This window comes from Enterococcus sp. HMSC076E04, assembly GCF_001814285.1.
GTDB lineage: Bacteria > Bacillota > Bacilli > Lactobacillales > Enterococcaceae > Enterococcus_B > Enterococcus_B lactis.
This window is the reverse complement of the sequence record NZ_KV815578.1, coordinates 26,804-42,708: the sequence shown is the minus strand read 5'-3', so window position 1 is coordinate 42,708 and position 15,905 is coordinate 26,804. Positions and strand designations below refer to the sequence as shown.

At 39.3% G+C, this 15,905-nt stretch carries 15 protein-coding genes and 1 tRNA gene; 3 read left to right on the top strand and 13 right to left on the bottom strand.

Annotation, left to right across the window (positions count from 1 at the left end; all coding sequences use genetic code 11):
- Positions 1–77: 77 nt before the first annotated feature.
- From HMPREF2961_RS03270 to groES, 5 genes are all read right to left on the bottom strand, one after another.
- Positions 78–1,001: a LacI family DNA-binding transcriptional regulator gene (locus HMPREF2961_RS03270; RefSeq protein ID WP_002293627.1), complete on the bottom strand. Its 924-nt coding sequence runs from the start codon at positions 999–1,001 to the stop codon at positions 78–80.
- Between the two features lie 14 nt (positions 1,002–1,015).
- Positions 1,016–1,288 carry a hypothetical protein gene (locus tag HMPREF2961_RS03265; protein ID WP_002315701.1) on the bottom strand — a complete coding sequence of 91 codons (273 nt, stop codon included), beginning with the start codon at positions 1,286–1,288 and terminating at the stop codon, positions 1,016–1,018.
- A gap of 82 nt (positions 1,289–1,370) precedes the next feature.
- Positions 1,371–2,777, bottom strand: coding sequence for a PTS sugar transporter subunit IIC (locus tag HMPREF2961_RS03260; protein ID WP_002315700.1), 1,407 nt, complete (start codon positions 2,775–2,777; stop codon positions 1,371–1,373).
- Between the two features lie 330 nt (positions 2,778–3,107).
- The gene (groL, locus tag HMPREF2961_RS03255) at positions 3,108–4,733 is read right to left on the bottom strand and encodes a chaperonin GroEL (RefSeq protein WP_002290607.1); all 1,626 of its coding nucleotides are present in this window, start codon (positions 4,731–4,733) and stop codon (positions 3,108–3,110) included.
- Between the two features lie 51 nt (positions 4,734–4,784).
- Positions 4,785–5,069 carry a co-chaperone GroES gene (gene groES, locus HMPREF2961_RS03250; RefSeq protein WP_002315699.1) on the bottom strand — a complete coding sequence of 95 codons (285 nt, stop codon included), beginning with the start codon at positions 5,067–5,069 and terminating at the stop codon, positions 4,785–4,787.
- Between the two features lie 224 nt (positions 5,070–5,293).
- On the opposite strand from groES, the gene HMPREF2961_RS03245 reads away from it, so the two are divergent.
- A complete protein-coding gene (locus HMPREF2961_RS03245; RefSeq protein ID WP_002290604.1) occupies positions 5,294–5,956 on the top strand; it encodes a CPBP family intramembrane glutamic endopeptidase in 663 nt (220 codons plus the stop codon).
- 76 nt (positions 5,957–6,032) lie between these two features.
- On the opposite strand, the gene HMPREF2961_RS03240 is transcribed toward HMPREF2961_RS03245, so the two are convergent.
- Complete coding sequence (locus tag HMPREF2961_RS03240) at positions 6,033–7,331, bottom strand: PTS sugar transporter subunit IIC (protein WP_002315697.1); 1,299 nt, start codon at positions 7,329–7,331, stop codon at positions 6,033–6,035.
- Between the two features lie 168 nt (positions 7,332–7,499).
- On the opposite strand from HMPREF2961_RS03240, the gene HMPREF2961_RS03235 reads away from it, so the two are divergent.
- On the top strand, positions 7,500–8,129 hold the full coding sequence (locus tag HMPREF2961_RS03235) for an NAD(P)-dependent oxidoreductase (RefSeq protein ID WP_002315696.1): 630 nt from the start codon (positions 7,500–7,502) through the stop codon (positions 8,127–8,129).
- Positions 8,130–8,228: 99 nt separating this feature from the next.
- Here HMPREF2961_RS03235 and HMPREF2961_RS03230 read toward each other — a convergent pair whose 3' ends face one another.
- The 7 genes from HMPREF2961_RS03230 to HMPREF2961_RS03200 form a co-directional block, all read right to left on the bottom strand.
- Positions 8,229–9,038, bottom strand: a complete 810-nt coding sequence (locus HMPREF2961_RS03230; protein WP_002315695.1) for an MBL fold metallo-hydrolase — start codon at positions 9,036–9,038, stop codon at positions 8,229–8,231.
- A gap of 54 nt (positions 9,039–9,092) precedes the next feature.
- Entirely contained in the window at positions 9,093–9,962 is an 870-nt protein-coding gene (locus HMPREF2961_RS03225; protein ID WP_002290596.1) for a two-component system regulatory protein YycI, read from the bottom strand.
- Positions 9,963–11,279, bottom strand: coding sequence for a YycH family regulatory protein (locus HMPREF2961_RS03220; protein WP_002315694.1), 1,317 nt, complete (start codon positions 11,277–11,279; stop codon positions 9,963–9,965).
- On the bottom strand, positions 11,276–13,111 hold the full coding sequence (gene walK / locus HMPREF2961_RS03215) for a cell wall metabolism sensor histidine kinase WalK (protein ID WP_002290593.1): 1,836 nt from the start codon (positions 13,109–13,111) through the stop codon (positions 11,276–11,278). Before walK ends, HMPREF2961_RS03220 begins: the two co-directional genes overlap by 4 nt.
- Positions 13,112–13,115: 4 nt before the next feature.
- On the bottom strand, positions 13,116–13,820 hold the full coding sequence (yycF, locus tag HMPREF2961_RS03210) for a response regulator YycF (RefSeq protein WP_002290592.1): 705 nt from the start codon (positions 13,818–13,820) through the stop codon (positions 13,116–13,118).
- Between the two features lie 189 nt (positions 13,821–14,009).
- A complete protein-coding gene (locus HMPREF2961_RS03205; RefSeq protein ID WP_002315692.1) occupies positions 14,010–14,870 on the bottom strand; it encodes a DegV family protein in 861 nt (286 codons plus the stop codon).
- The gene (locus HMPREF2961_RS03200; protein ID WP_002290590.1) at positions 14,860–15,426 is read right to left on the bottom strand and encodes a DUF1836 domain-containing protein; all 567 of its coding nucleotides are present in this window, start codon (positions 15,424–15,426) and stop codon (positions 14,860–14,862) included. Before HMPREF2961_RS03200 ends, HMPREF2961_RS03205 begins: the two co-directional genes overlap by 11 nt.
- Positions 15,427–15,807: 381 nt before the next feature.
- On the opposite strand from HMPREF2961_RS03200, the gene HMPREF2961_RS03195 reads away from it, so the two are divergent.
- Positions 15,808–15,880: transfer RNA gene (locus HMPREF2961_RS03195), tRNA-Lys, on the top strand.
- Positions 15,881–15,905: the final 25 nt, after the last annotated feature.

Genomic DNA, 15,905 nt, shown 5'->3' with positions numbered 1-15,905 from the left:
ACATCAGACACCAAAGTTAGATTTTTTATACTAACATTTGGTGTCTGATTCATTTTTTACAAGTGTTTTGCCAAAATTCAGCGCTGAATAAACGTATAAGGTATTTTCACTTTATCCTTTTTTTCTGTAAGAAACAATTGAAAAGCCATTTCTCCGCAAGCTTCCAGATGGTGATCGATCGTTGGAAAGCCAAGAAGCTCGCTGATCAGCAAATTATCGCGTCCAATCACCACTGGTGTCTTATCTTGCAGATAGCTTTGCAAGATGCCTGCTGCGACCATATCCGAATTTGTAAAGACCCCATCAACTCTATGATCTTTAAAAAAGATACCTGCTTGTTTTCCTTTCTCTGCATCTATGCAATCCCAAAAAACAAGTGACTCATCAAAAAATGGAAAAAGTCGACGACATAGTTGCAAAGTGATCTTTGAATTATAACTCAGCCTGCCACTTCGCCCCAATGTGATGCCCAATCGTTTTACCCCTTGCTGCTTCAAATAAGAAAGACCTTCTGTAATCGATTGTTCTCGATCAATAAAGACGCAACTTGCCTGTTTTTCCTTGATTTCTTCACAAAAAACTAGAGGACCATATTTTTGATAATCTAGCAAATCTTCTAGTGTATTGGCACGAGATGTGATGATCAAACCATCGAACGCTTTAGCTGCAAATTCTTCAAGGTAGCTTCGCTCTTTTTCTTTCTGATAACCCGTCGGTAAAAGCGTCACTTTGTAATCATAATCAAACGCCTCTTCAATGATCCCACTGATCAGCTGATCAAAGTACGGATGGTTGGTATAAGGCAAGATTACTCCGATACTTTTCGTTTTTCCATAACTCAACTGTCTGGCTTTTGCATTAGGGATATAATCGACTTCTTTCATGACCGCAAGTATTTCTTTCCTTTTTTCCTCATCTACATATGGATGTCCATTGATTACACGTGAAATAGTAGAAACTGAATAACCTGTGAGCTTTGCGATATCTCGAATATTTGCCACTGCTGCTTCGCCACCTATACAAAAAGATTTTCTTGTAAATAGTCTACCACAGCTGGACCGCATTCAAAAAACTGATACATTTTTCCATCATGAGAAAAACTAATCCGCTGTCCACCCCAATATATATCTTTTGTCAACGTTTCGATTTCATTCATCGGTATTTCTTTTACTATATTCTTATTCAGTCCTTGAAAACTGTACAACGTTAATATGGATTCTTTAAACTCGACAAACGCATAAAAATAATTGTTCGTTGTGCCATCTGTTATCTCTACATAGGTATTCATTGCAAGCCCTCCTTTTGATACTTTGAGTATAGTGTATGAAACGCGTCTCATATCAAGGAGTTTGTTTTGCAATAGAAAAGTTCTATTCCTCTGGTTCACCTAAATTTGGATCTAAGCGGTTTGCTGCTAAAATAAATGGCGCCCAGATCAAAGCAGCTACTATTAAATTAATGATTGTTAAAACGATGGCTCGCCAATCTCCCGCAGTAGCTAAAAATCCACTAATGATCGTTGGCATGACCCAAATCACATTTACTACAACCGGACGAACAAGCCCAGCCATCGTGGCAAAATAGGCGATCGTTGCAGTCGCAAGAGGTGCCAAGATGAACGGAATCATCAACAGCGGATTCAACACAACTGGAAGACCAAACATCACTGGTTCATTGATATTGAAGATTCCTGGTGCAAGCCCCAACTTTCCTACCGTTTTATAATCTGCCCGTTTAGATAAAAATAAAATCATAACGATCAACACCAGCGTGACTCCAGCTCCCCCCGGCCAGACAAAAGCTTCAAAAGAACCTGCCACCCATTTGAAAGGGATGGGCTCATTATTTTGAAAGGCATTCGTGTTTTCGACCATCGCGGTACCATATAAGGTCTGCAAAACGGGCGACATGATATTTGTGCCGTGAAGACCAAAAAACCAAAGAACATGCACAAGAAGAACAATGATAAAGACCGCTCCGTAACCTTGTGACAAGTTCATCAAAGGAGATTGGATGGCTTCAGAAATCCAGTCAATCAGCGGCTCGCCAGCTGTTTGTCTAAAGATATAATTAATCACACCAACGACGTATAAAGAAACTAATGCAGGAATAATCGCCGCAAAAGCTCTTGCTACAGCAGGTGGCACAGAATCCGGCATCCGTATGATGATCTTTTTCTTAATCAAAATCGCAAAAATAATGACAGAAATAAATCCAAAGATCATAGCAGTGAACAAACCAGACCCACCCATATATTTACCAAAATTAAAATAGCCCCATGCGCCTACTGATAATGTTTGTCCTCCGTCTGGCGTTCCAGCAATCACACCACCTGCAGAAGTAATCAAATCTGCTGCGTCTTGCGAAAGCTTCTCGGGCAATGTCAACACCGCTGTTGCTGCATCGGGTAAGCCAATAATAAAAGCAACCAGAGAAACAATACTTCCTGAGACAGGATCGACCTCATAGGCTTTCGCTAGATTCGCTCCTAGTGATAAGGCAAAGACCACTGCCATAATAGCTAAAGTACCATTCCAGATCAATCCATTTACGCCAATGACTGGGGTAAAAAATGTCGTGATTGCATTCCCTTCACCTAGATACGTATTCGGAAAATCCCGCATAAATGCGTTCAGTAAAACAGCAATTGCTCCTGCCATCGTAGCTGGCATTGTACCAATAAAAGCATCCCTCAATGCAACCAAGTGTTTCTCCGACCCGATTTTCGTTGCAACTGGCAAAATATACTTCTCCATCCAACTCATTAATCCATTCATTTTTTCTCCTCCTGTTTTTATTGTTACCGAAGCTCCGTTTCGAATACGCATACATTATAATGATATTATAAATATAGCTTAGTTATTCCTATCTGGCTATCTGTTTTTATCAGATAAAATAAATAACTATGCAAATTCAAAAAATATGCATAATCCTTTATAAATAGTATAGTTTCCAACTACTCGCAAAAGCAAATGATACCCTTTAAATAACATTTATTATGAATAAGCATACAAAAAAAGTAGAAAAAGAAGTATTTCGCTTCCTTTTCTACTTTTTATCTATCTTTCTCAAATAATGGGCTACGCTAGATAAGCAAGGTGCTTTTCTTACATCATACCGCCCATCATTGATGGATCCATTGCAGGAGCTGCTGGTGCTGCTGGTTCTGGTTTATCTGCAACGACTGCTTCTGTTGTTAATAACAAGGCAGAAACGGAAGCGGCATTTTGCAAGGCAGAACGTGTTACTTTAGTTGGGTCTACGATACCTGCTTCAACCATGTTTACCCATTCTCCAGTAGCAGCGTTGAAACCAGTACCTAGTTCTACGTTCTTCAATTTATCAACAATCACTGATCCTTCATAACCAGCGTTTTCAGCGATTTGACGAATTGGTTCTTCTAAGGCACGAACAACAATCTTGATACCTGTTGCCACGTCTCCTTCTGCTTCTACAGCAGAAACTTTACTGATAACGTTCACTAGAGCTGTACCACCACCTGAGACCATTCCTTCTTCTACTGCGGCACGTGTAGCATTCAATGCATCTTCAATGCGTAATTTCAATTCTTTCAATTCTGTTTCAGTAGCTGCACCGACTTTAACAACAGCTACACCGCCTGCTAATTTAGCTAAGCGTTCTTGTAATTTTTCGCGGTCAAAATCAGAAGTTGTTTCAGCAATTTGGTTTTTGATTAATTGCACACGCGCTTCGATGGCTTCTTTTTCTCCTGAACCTTCTACGATCGTTGTATTGTCTTTATCTACAACAACTTTAGACGCATTTCCTAAGTTTTCGATTGTTGCATCTTTTAATTCTAGACCTAGATCGTCAGTAATTACTGTACCACCTGTCAAAATAGCGATATCTTCAAGCATTGCTTTACGACGATCACCGAAGCCAGGAGCTTTTACAGCTACTACATTGAATGTTCCGCGGATCTTGTTCAAAACAAGCGTTGGTAATGCTTCGCCATCTACATCGTCAGCAATGATCAATAATGGACGTGATTGTTGCAAGATTTGTTCTAACAATGGCAGAATGTCTTGGATGTTAGAGATTTTTTTGTCTGTAATCAAGATATATGGGTTTTCTAAAACAGCTTCCATTTTGTCGTTATCTGTTACCATATATTGTGATAAGTAACCACGATCAAATTGCATACCTTCTACAACATCTAGTTCTGTTTCGATTCCTTTTGATTCTTCAATTGTGATGACACCGTCGTTTCCAACTTTTTCCATTGCATCAGCAATCAAATGTCCAACTTTATCAGATCCTGAAGAAACAGCTGCTACTTGTGCAATGGCTTCTTTTGAATCAACAACAGTTGAGATATTATGCAACTCTTCCACTGCGGCTTTTGTTGCCAATTCGATCCCGCGACGAATGCCTAGAGGATTAGCACCTGCAGTTACGTTTTTTAAACCTTCGCGAACGATTGCTTGTGTCAAAACAGTTGCTGTCGTTGTTCCGTCACCGGCAATATCATTTGTTTTTGATGCTACTTCTGATACAAGTTTTGCACCCATGTTTTCAAAATGATCTTCTAACTCGATTTCTTTTGCGATCGTCACACCATCATTTGTGATCAATGGAGAGCCGTAAGATTTTTCTAGTACGACATTTCGGCCTTTAGGTCCTAATGTTACTTTCACTGTATCTGCTAATTTATCTACCCCGCGTAACATAGCTGCGCGTGCGTCTTCTGCAAATTTCAATTCTTTTGCCATGATTGATTCACCTCATCGATTATTTTTGATTATTTTTTCTATCTTCAAAATTTACTCAACAATCGCCATGATATCTTTTCCTGCGACGATCAGATATTCTTTTCCTTCGTATTTTACTTCTGTACCGGCGTATTTTTCGAACATAACTTGGTCGCCTGCTTTCACAGCGGCAGGAACTTTTTCACCGTTTTCCAACAAACGGCCCTCACCGACTGCAACAACTGTCCCAGTTTGGGGTTTCTCTTTAGCTGAAGAAGCTAAAACGATTCCTCCGACAGTTTTTTCTTCTTCTTTTGCGACTTCGATAATGACGCGATCACCTAATGGTTTTAACACGATAAATCCCTCCGATAACTCTTTTTTTAATTCGTTAGCACTCTTAACCTTCGAGTGCTAACCTACATTTTTAATAATACTCATTCTCCCTCTTTTTTGCAAGCTTTTAAATCAAAGAAAAGAAATTTTATTCTGACAGTTGCTTATTGAAATTATGATATAATTGAAATCAATCGATAAAAGCTTGCCTTGCATGCTTGTTATCCCTTAAAAGGAGGAATTACATGTCTTTAAAAAAATATAGTTTCCTCAGCATTTTTTGCTATGGTTTAATTTTTATCTCACCCTTGATCCTCGCTTCGATAGGACTTGTAAAATCTACGTCTGAATTGATCACAGCAACTGCAGTCATGTATATATTGGGCGCGGTTGTCCTAGCTATTTTTTATTTTAAGCAACGTGAGCCTTTAGCGATCGAATCAGCAGTAAAAAAAGCTTCTGTTCCAAAGATCGTTATTTATGGATTAGTTGGGATCTTTGTCGCATTGCTTCTGCAAAGCATCGCTGTCATGCTGGAATCTGTATTGTTTGGCGAAGCAACCCCTTCTGAGAATACACAAAATATCATCCAGATGATCATGGAAGCACCTGCTTTTATTTTGGCGACAACTATTGCAGGACCCATCATGGAAGAGTTCGTATTCCGCCGCAGCATACTGGGGATCATCAGCCGGTATTCAAATTTTTGGGTCGGGGCAGTGATCAGCTCTTTGCTGTTTGCGTTCGCTCATAATGATGGTCATTTGCTGATTTACTTTTTCTTAGGTTTCTTCTTCAGCCTAGAGTACAAAGCTACTGGTCGGATCTGGACATCAATGATCACACACGTAGGAATGAACACATTAGTTGTTCTTGTTCAATTAGCTGTCCAAAAAGGACTGGTATAAACATGATTAGAAATACTCCTGTCATCCTAGATTGGTGATTTTTCCAATCTAAAGCGACAGGAGTATTTTTGTTTTTTTAGTCGATGATCTTTTCTGCTGTTCCAGCATTTTTTGTCTGTCTTTCCTTTTTGAAGTTTGCAGAATCTATTTTTTTCAAAAATGGGAAATAAATAAAAAAACTAATTGCCAGCACGATACCTTGTAAAATCGCTGCAGGCACTCCGCCTACTAAAAAACCCGAGAGGATCGGCGGTGTTGTCCAAGGAACTTGGACCGCTGTAAATAAAGGAACAAATCCAAAATATAAAGCGGAATAGGTAATCAATCCTGAGAGGATCGGCGCGAAAATAAAAGGAACAGCCATCATCGGGTTCATCACAATCGGTGTGGAAAAAATAATCGATTCATTGATATTGAAAAAGGCTGGTAAAAGAGAAAGTTTTCCTAATTCTCGGTATTTCCTCGATTTCGCAAAAAACATCATAAAAAATACAGCCCCTAACGTCAAACCTGCTCCGGTAACAGTCATGAATTGATCAAGAAATTGCTGAGTAACGATATGCCCGCCATTTGCCACAGTCAATTCTTTTCCAGAGGCTAAGATTTCTGCATTTGCTAATGAGTTTGCTTGTAAGATCGGACTAACCAACCCATTGACCATCGCAGATCCATGAAGACCAAATAGCCATAAAAACGGGACAAAAAAACCTAATAAAAGCACACCGAATAACGTGTCTATCAACGATTGGATCGGAAGCTGGACGTACGTCCATATTCCTTGAATAACAGTCATCCCGAACAACTGTTGAAAAACAGCTGAACCTATAAGCGTAAAAATGACTATAGCAAGTATTGGAATCAATGAAGTAAAAGACTGCCAAACATTTTCAGGAATCTTCCCTCTTTGCCTCCACCCTTTCGCAAATCTTGCTAAACGTGCATAGCCCCATCCGATGAGGAGCCCGGTTGCAACTGCTCCTAGTATCCCTTCACCGCCTGTCCAGATATTATCTATCTCTCCCTGAACATTAAGTGGCTGAATAAGTAGTAGGTAAGCAGACAAGGCTGTCATGCCGACTGGCAAGTGATCGATGTTTTCTTCTTTTGCATAAGCATACGCAATAGCAAAAACGATCCAAAAGGCTATCACGTCAAATGTAGCCTGGTATACTTGTGTAAAATACATAGAAAATCCTGTTTTGTCTATCCACTGAGCGATGTAATCTACAGGAAAATGAGCAAATAAGAAAAACAGCGAGCCAGCTATAATTATCGGGATCGTATAAGTCATTCCATTACGCAAAGCAGTTAAGGGTCTAAGATTCACAACAGATGTTATCATTGGTAAAAAGGCACGATCTAACCACTCTTTCATTTCTTATCTCCTTCATCTTCTATTTGATTAACCAGTTTTCTTAATTTAACTATACCTAATGAACACGAACCATGAAAGGAATGCGCACTAAGCTTTTCAAAAAACGGATTCTTTGACGAATATCCAGTAACTGCTTACAATGGACAGAAATAAAAAAGGAGGTTTTTTATGAAAATCGCAATCATTGGCGCTACTGGTCATGCAGGTTCATTTATTTTAGACGAAGCATTGTCCAGAGAGTTAGATGTGACGGCAATCGTGCGTCATCCAGAAAAATTACCATCAGATGTTCCGTTTATACAAAAGGATTTATTTGAGTTGACAGCTACTGACCTTGCATCTTTTGATGTTGTCGTTGATGCTTTCAACGCTCCTAAAGGAAAAGAAGAAATGCATCAAACTTCTTTGTCCCATTTGATTGAGATACTTGAAGGAACCGATACACACTTAATCGTCGTTGGGGGTGCCTCTTCGTTATTCTTGGATACAGAAAAGACGACTCGTATGATTGACCAAGTACCTAAAAATGCACCCTTCTATCCAACAGCTTTCAATATGTACGAAGGATTGCTAAAATTGAAACAATCTAAAAATCTACAGTGGACTTATATCAGTCCAGCTTCTTTATTTGATCCACACGGCAAGCGTACAGGCACTTATTTATTAAGTGATGATTATCTACAAAGAAACGCTGCTGGCGACAGTACGATCAGCATGGCAGATTACGCGATTGCATTAGTAGATGAGATACTGGATAAACAACATGAAAAACAGCATATCAGTGTAGTCAGCCGATAACACGGTTGTTTTGTCAATGTTCTGAAAAATAAAAACAGAAGATAAAACCAACACTAATTGATTTTATCTTCTGTTTTTATTTTTTATTGACTGCACTGTTTAAATCGAAAATAGCTCAGTTGCTTCATCTGGATCTGTATCATAGATTTCAAAATCATGTCCAACGCCAAAATCTTTTTCTTTCAAAACATTTTCCATCGTTAAATGAGCGAGTTCTTTCATATTGTTTTCCTTGCTAAGATGACCAAGATAGATCCGTTTGGTCCGATTACCGATCACATCAGTCATGACAAGTGCACCATCTTCGTTGGAAAGATGCCCTCTATCTCCTAAAATACGCTGTTTTAGATTCCACGGATAAGGCCCCATGCGTAACATCTCAAGATCATGGTTACTTTCCATCAAATAACCATCGGCATTTTCAATGACACCTCGCATGTAATCACTGCAGTATCCGGTATCCGTCAACATGACGAATGAACGGTTTTCTTTATGGAAACGATAAAATTGCGGAGCTGCTGCGTCATGGGAGACGCCGAAACTCTCAATATCGATATCGCCGAATGTTCTTACTTTTCCCATCTCAAATAGATGTTTTTGTTCCACTGGTACATTCCCAATCAGCGGCTCCATCGCTTCCCAAGTCTGCTGATTGGCAAAAACATCCAAATGATACTTACGAGCCAAGACACCCACACCATGTATATGGTCTCGATGTTCATGCGTCACAAGTATTCCATCTAATTGGTCCGGTGTCCGATCAATTTGAGCCATCAAGGAAGTGATTTTTTTACCGCTAAGTCCTGCATCGACCAAAAGCCGTTTTTTTTCACTTTCGATATAAAGTGAATTACCCGAACTTCCACTTGCTAGGATACTGATTTTAAAAGCTGTTTTTTCTTCAGCCATTTGACTCCTACTTCCCTTCTTACTTTGTAAACTTTTTTCATTATACTCGCTTTTTTATTGATCTTCCACTTTTGGTACAGTGTTGTTTGTCACGATCGTATTGCTGAAAGCGTTGACGCTCTCGATTTGAACCACTTTATCACTTGTTTCGATCGCTACATGCCAAACAGGAACATACACATTTTTTTCCCGGACTTTCAGAATACAGGAATAAGCTAGTTGACGCCATAAGATTTTTGATCCTCTTGGTATTTTGTTATTGATGTACAATGTATTGATTGCTTCCTCTTCTGTATACAGTTCCGTCTTTTCACGCAGCTGCTCGATATCAGATAAATGCGTCTGCATGTATTTCGTGATACTATAATCGTTATCGTTTTTTTCTAAAGAAAGAACGATTTTTGCTGTATCATCATTGAACGGAATACCTTCATACTCTTGGCTTGCTTGGATTTCTAGTGGTTCTTCTTCTAAATGAGAAAAGTTTTTCGTATACACATACTCATTACCGAACAAAATATTGTCTTTGTTAGCTAAAAAATCTTCCAAAGAACTGCTGATCTTATCTGGATCAATCACGTTCTTTTCAGATTCTGAGCTGGATAAGGATTTTGTCAAAACATCGCCGTCTAAAAACACGCCACTTTCCAACAATCCGCTTTTACCAGCCTTGCGATAATTTGCTAATGAAGTGCTAAGATTGGTCTGTTCCGCGCTAAGATAATAGCCTTGCTTGCTCTCAGAAGAAATCTTCCCCGTATAAGTGATATCGTCACTAGCCAGACGTTGTTGGATGGATTCAGTCTGATCAGAACGAATAACATTGTTTTCTTGGTATACCGCATCATGATAACTGCTGAATAAAAACACATTCAACCCTAAAAAAGCGACGAAAAATATCCATTCGATTTTTTTAAAATCCAATTAATTCGCCTCCAATCCAGGTAATTTTTCCAGAAGGTCGTTAGCTGAATACCAGTTATCTTCATATTTCACATACCATTCAGGTAAGAGATCAACGACGCGATTCGTTTCTTTAACATTTTGCCATGTATAGCCAACGATTACTGAACCAATCTTGTTGCTATCTGCTCCCTTAGCTTCCAGCTGCTGGATGATTTCATTCGTACTTGCAAGTTCTACTTCTTCATCTGACGGTATCGGTACTTGAATCGTATTCAAACTGGTTTGAATATTCACTTGCACCGAACCGTTCGTTTCACCGCCAACTTCCACACCAATCTGTCCTCTGCTGTCCGTCCCAAAAACCGGGAAGCCTTCCACGAAGATCCGGTAATCGATGGTATTGTCACTGCGGTCAAAATATCTGAGATTCCCTAAAGAACTGCCTAATTTGCTAATATAGGGAAAACTTTCAGAAAATACACTAGCATTTTCTTTTTTCTCTGGCAGCTCTCCTCGAAAATCAACTACTTGCGTTTCCGAATGGATAGACATCGTTTCATTCCCACCGTAAAAAATCAATTCATTGCTTTCATCATTATTCTTCACGCTATCTGGTTTCTGGAAAAAAGCATTTCTAAAAAGTGTATAGGGTTGCTGCGAAAGGATATAGCTGTACTTTTTCAACTTGATTGAATGTTTCGTAGCATATTGGGTGTCGATCGTCGACGGTTCTGTTGACATTTCTGTCCATTTCGTGTCGTTTGCTGTTAATTCTTTGTTGATATCCTCCCAATTCAACGAAATATTCGCTTCATATACAAGGTGGTTCGAATAATTCAAAAATCGGATTTTTTTGTTTTCTTGATCGAATTGTATTCTAGTAAAATACATATTTTCGCTTTCTTTTGCCAAATTCGAGACGTCTACATCTAAATCAAATGCTTCCTTATATTCTCTTAGCAAAAAAGGCGCATTATAGGCCAACTCGAAACCAGATGTCAGGTTTTTCACTTGTTCGAATTGTGATTCATCTCCCGAAACGACTTCAGAAAGTTTCCCGAATCTTGCTTTATCGATGATCAATTGCAATCGGTACACGAGATTTTCACTGTTGGTTTCTTGGATCGTTCCCGAATGGTGCCACGTGACATGAAGCGGAAGAAAAACTTCAGAAGTTTTCCGACTGCTTTGAGACTCGATCATTTGAGTGTTTGTCTCATCGACGCTGATCGAACTTTTCCCTGCTGGACTCAGCCAGATGGCATAAGAGAAATATAAACTTAATGCAACCATCAAAATAAGTCCTACGCGAACGACTTTTTCAGAAATTCTCATTCCCACCATTCCTCCTCATAAGGTTCGTATGGCAGCGAGATATAAAAAGTCGATCCTTTTCCTTCCTTGCTCTCTGCCCAAATCGCGCCTCGGTGCGCCTTGATTACTTCTCTAGAAATAGCTAATCCAAGTCCTGTCCCACCTTGTGCTCTAGCACGTGCTTTATCTACTCGATAAAATCGTTCGAACACTCGGTTCAGATCTTTTTTAGGAATCCCCAATCCTTGGTCGGTAATACTTAAAATCACGTTATTATGCGTTTCTAATAAGCGACAGGTGATCGTTCCCCCATCTGGTGAATACTTGATCGCGTTATTCATGATATTATCGACTACTTGGATGATTTTATCTGTATCTACTTCGACCCAAAGATCTCTTTGCGTGAATTCGCGACGGATCTTATAATTTTTTTCTTGGTTTCCCACCATCATATCAAAACGGTCAAGAACAAAATTCACTAACTCGTTAAAATTGACATACTCTAATTGAAGCTGGGTATTTCCTGTATCCATGCGAGATAGATTCAGAAGATCATTGATCATTCGAATCATCCGATCTGTTTCATCCAATGTTACTTTCAAAAAATTTGGTGCTACTTCTTCGTCTTTCCATGCACCTTCGCTCAATGCTTCGATATAACTGCGCATGCTTGTCAGTGGTGTACGAAGCTCATGGGAAACATTAGAAACGAATTCACGGCGTTCCCGTTCTGTTTTTTCTTGTTCTGTCACATCATGCAAGACAGCTACTAATCCGCTGATAAAACCTGATTCGCGACGGATCATGGAAAAGTCTACTCGTAAGATCATCTGATCGCTCTCCAATGTACTGGTTGAACGGTCAAGTACCATTTCGTTTGGATCTTCTAATAATTTACGCAAGGTATATTCTTCTTCGATATCCAAAAGTGTCAAAATCGATTGTCCAATTGCTTCCTCATTTTTGACATCTAGCAAGGAAACAGCCATATCATTGATCGTAATGACTTTCCCCCTGCGGTCTGTCGCGATGACGCCGTCTGTCATATGAGACAGCACGCTATCCAACCGATTGCGTTCAGCTTCCATTGTATCTTGAGCTTCTTCGATACGTTCAGCTAACTGATTGAAGGTATCAGCCAACTGCCCTAGTTCATCTTGTCCATGCACTTTGACTTTCCGGCTGTAGTCTCCTCTGGCGATTCGAATGGCTTGTTCTCTCATTTCACCGATTGGCTGAGTAATCGAACGAGCAACTAAAACGGAGACGATCATTGAGATAAACGCAGCAATCAGTGAGGCAGTAAAGAAAATGACTGCTGTATTATTGATCTCCGAATATTTTTGTTCGATATTACTTTTGACGTAAAGAGCCCCGATAACGGCATCGCCGGTCGGGGACAGGATCGGTTGAACATTGATATTCACCCGTTTATCGTCGTTATCTAAAGCAACATACCGTTTAGTTGTGAAATCATTGATATCGACATAATCATTTTTCTTTCCCACAGCGCTTTGTTCATTGACATCAGTTGTTCCTCGGATGATCCCTTTTTCGTCAACGACCCGTATTTCGATGATATCGCTAGTCGCACTGTTTTCAATGAATCTCTTGATATTCGCATTTACCTCTTCGTCATCTACGTTATCTTTTCGATTTAATTCCGGACTGATTGTCGTCGCTAATGATTCCACCGTTTGATTCATATCTTTAATAAATGTATTGATCGTGGAACGTTCCAATCCACGTATAAAATAGGCGCCAATAATTTCGATCGAGATCAATAAAATCAAAATAAAAGTAATAGCGATCTTAAAATTGACTGATCGAAAAAAGCGGACTTTTCTTTTCATCCAATTACTCCTGTTCTGGGTTACGCAAATAGTAACCGACACCACGACGTGTCACTAAATAATTTGGATGGCTTGGATTATCTTCGATCTTCTCGCGCAACCGACGTACAGTTACATCCACTGTTCGTACATCTCCAAAATAATCATAGCCCCAAACCGTTTGTAATAAATGTTCTCTTGTCATCACTTGCCCAAGGTGCTTCGCCAAGTAAAAGAGTAGTTCGAATTCACGATGTGTCAACTCGATTGTTTCTCCTCGTTTCGTCACCATGTAAGCTTCTGGATGGATGGTCAAATCACCAATCGTCAATTCCGCAGGAGCCGCATCTTCTGGTTCCCTCGTAGCCGTGGCACCACGACGAAGATTCGCTTTGACCCTTGCCACTAATTCTCGATTGGAAAATGGCTTAGTCACGTAGTCATCCGCGCCTAATTCTAAGCCTAGGACTTTATCAATTTCAGAATCTTTGGCTGTTACCATAATGATTGGCATGTCATACGTTTTGCGTACCTCACGAGCCACTTCTAAGCCGTCCATTTTAGGTAGCATCAAATCAAGTAAAATCAAATCAGGTTCTACCTCAGCAACTTTTTCCAAGGCTTCTTCCCCATCATATGCAGTATAAACATCATAGCCTTCTTTGGCTAAATTGAATTTGACGATATCCGAAATCGGCTTCTCATCATCGACAACTAAAACTTTTTTCATAAAGAGCCACCTCTTATATATTATTGTCACACCTTTTCATTATACCGTATTTCTGGTTTTGTTTCATCTTTGCCTATAAAACAAAAGAGAAAATTAACATGGGAGTGCAAAATACTTTCTTTTTTTGTTCTAACTTCAATAAAAAAAGGAAAACACTGATTTTCACATCATTGTTTTCCTTTTTTTGATTTATCCTTCTAAAACTTGTACACCGACACCTAATAATCCCGGACCAGTATGGACTACTAATGCCGGAGAAATTTGACCAAAGTAGATTTGGTTTGCTTGTGGAAACTCTCTTTTGAGCCTCGCTTCCATTTCAATCGCTTCTTCTTTCGCATCACCGTGGGCAACGGCTAAGTTAAAAACCTTGGCATTGCCGACTTTTTCTTTGACATAAGCAACCGTCTTATCCAAACTTTTTTTACGCCCTCTAGCTTTTCCTACTGTGTAATAGATTCCTTCATCATTACAGGAGATGATCGGGTTAAGCTTTAAAGCGGTTCCTAAAATAGAAGCAACCAAACCAATCCGTCCACCTTTTTGGAGATATTCCAATGTCGCAACATTAAAGAAAACTTTTGTTCTTTCGACTAATTCATTCAAATTACTGATCAGCTGATTCCACTCGACACCGTCTTCTAGCCATTTCGCTGCTTGTATTGCAGAAAAACCCGCACCAATACCGATATTTTTCGTATCTAGTACATACGCTTCTAGTTCTTCTTGCTGTTCTGCAATCAAACGAACCACGTTATACGTCCCGCTCAATCCGCTGGAAATCGTTACCGCAAGTACTTTTTCATAACCATCTTTTTTGATTTGCTCAAAGATTTCTGTGATCGACTCACCATCAGGCAAAGATGTACCTGGAATTTCCTCTGGCAAACGTTGATAGATTTCTTCAGGTGTAATATCTATTTTATCTGTATATACCTGATCTTTATAAATAATTTTCAAAGGAATCATGTACATCTCATATTTTTTTATCAATTCTTCTGGCACATCCGTACCAGAATCTACTAAAATCGCGATTTTATCATTTTTCATTTGTTTTCTCCTCTTTTAAGTATTCGGTTTCTAGAACAATCGTTTTTTCCGCAAGAAGTTTCATTGCAAACGATAAAGTTGCTGCTCTTACAGCAATATATTCTACAGGGGTCGCCTGGTCGAATTTTTGGGGATGGGATTTGCCTTGTGCTAATTGGCTGACCATCCATACAGCTGCTTCTTGTTCATCACAGAATAGATTATAAGCTTCACGAATCCCCACTGTTTTTCCTTGGAATAATATTCCTTCTTTGATTTCAGGAATAGTCAATACTTGTTTCAATGTAGTGATTGCAAGTAAAAATGCTACATGTTCTTTATTGTATCTTTTTTTAACTGGTGCTGGTATCAAACCCAGTTTAACGTAGTTGTTTACCATAGAGGAGGTCAGCAATGGATGCTTTTCTCCTTGTATCACAGGTGAAAGATAACGATCAACTAACGTTCTGACTTGATCCATATAAAGTTCTAGGTCGGGGAGCTCTTCCCAGTGAGGCAGACGGAATGTTTCCAGTTCTTTTCCCCACTCCATTAATTGCTGACGCATTTTTTCCATCGTAATCGCTCCTTTTTTCATTTCATTAACATGATACCAAAGTTACCATAAACATTCAATCTAGTTATTTGAACTAGATGATTTAATTAATGGAATTTTATAAAAGCAAAAAAACAAGAAGGCCAAGCCTTCTTGTCTTTTATCGTTAAGAACAGGAGACCCGCCGGGGAGACGGCGGGAAAGGAGTAAAAAATGAAAAAAGTGTTAGGGTTTGTTCTCTTGCAAGAACTTTGTTTGTTGGTATGCTTATATAATAACGAGCAAATGTGAATAATCTATGAATGATTTCCTATAAGGAAGTAAAGATTTTTCTGATTTTCTTTAAATGTAGTCTTGCATTTTAAAATTCTTAGTGCTACTATTATTAAGTACTTTTTGTATGGGCCGTTAGCTCAGTTGGTAGAGCAGCTGACTCTTAATCAGCGGGTCGCGGGTTCGAGCCCCTCACGGCCCATTGGGTGCCAAACCCACGAGAATGG

Bases quoted from the DNA above. Each gene is read 5' to 3' on its own strand.
- HMPREF2961_RS03265 (WP_002315701.1), bottom strand. From the start codon at position 1,288: ATGAATACCTATGTAGAGATAACAGATGGCACAACGAACAATTATTTT.
- HMPREF2961_RS03260 (WP_002315700.1), bottom strand. From the start codon at position 2,777: ATGAATGGATTAATGAGTTGGATGGAGAAGTATATTTTGCCAGTTGCA.
- groL (WP_002290607.1), bottom strand. From the start codon at position 4,733: ATGGCAAAAGAATTGAAATTTGCAGAAGACGCACGCGCAGCTATGTTA.
- HMPREF2961_RS03245 (WP_002290604.1), top strand. From the start codon at position 5,294: ATGTCTTTAAAAAAATATAGTTTCCTCAGCATTTTTTGCTATGGTTTA.
- HMPREF2961_RS03240 (WP_002315697.1), bottom strand. From the start codon at position 7,331: ATGAAAGAGTGGTTAGATCGTGCCTTTTTACCAATGATAACATCTGTT.
- HMPREF2961_RS03235 (WP_002315696.1), top strand. From the start codon at position 7,500: ATGAAAATCGCAATCATTGGCGCTACTGGTCATGCAGGTTCATTTATT.
- HMPREF2961_RS03230 (WP_002315695.1), bottom strand. From the start codon at position 9,038: ATGGCTGAAGAAAAAACAGCTTTTAAAATCAGTATCCTAGCAAGTGGA.
- HMPREF2961_RS03220 (WP_002315694.1), bottom strand. From the start codon at position 11,279: ATGAGAATTTCTGAAAAAGTCGTTCGCGTAGGACTTATTTTGATGGTT.
- walK (WP_002290593.1), bottom strand. From the start codon at position 13,111: ATGAAAAGAAAAGTCCGCTTTTTTCGATCAGTCAATTTTAAGATCGCT.
- yycF (WP_002290592.1), bottom strand. From the start codon at position 13,820: ATGAAAAAAGTTTTAGTTGTCGATGATGAGAAGCCGATTTCGGATATC.
- HMPREF2961_RS03205 (WP_002315692.1), bottom strand. From the start codon at position 14,870: ATGAAAAATGATAAAATCGCGATTTTAGTAGATTCTGGTACGGATGTG.
- HMPREF2961_RS03200 (WP_002290590.1), bottom strand. From the start codon at position 15,426: ATGGAAAAAATGCGTCAGCAATTAATGGAGTGGGGAAAAGAACTGGAA.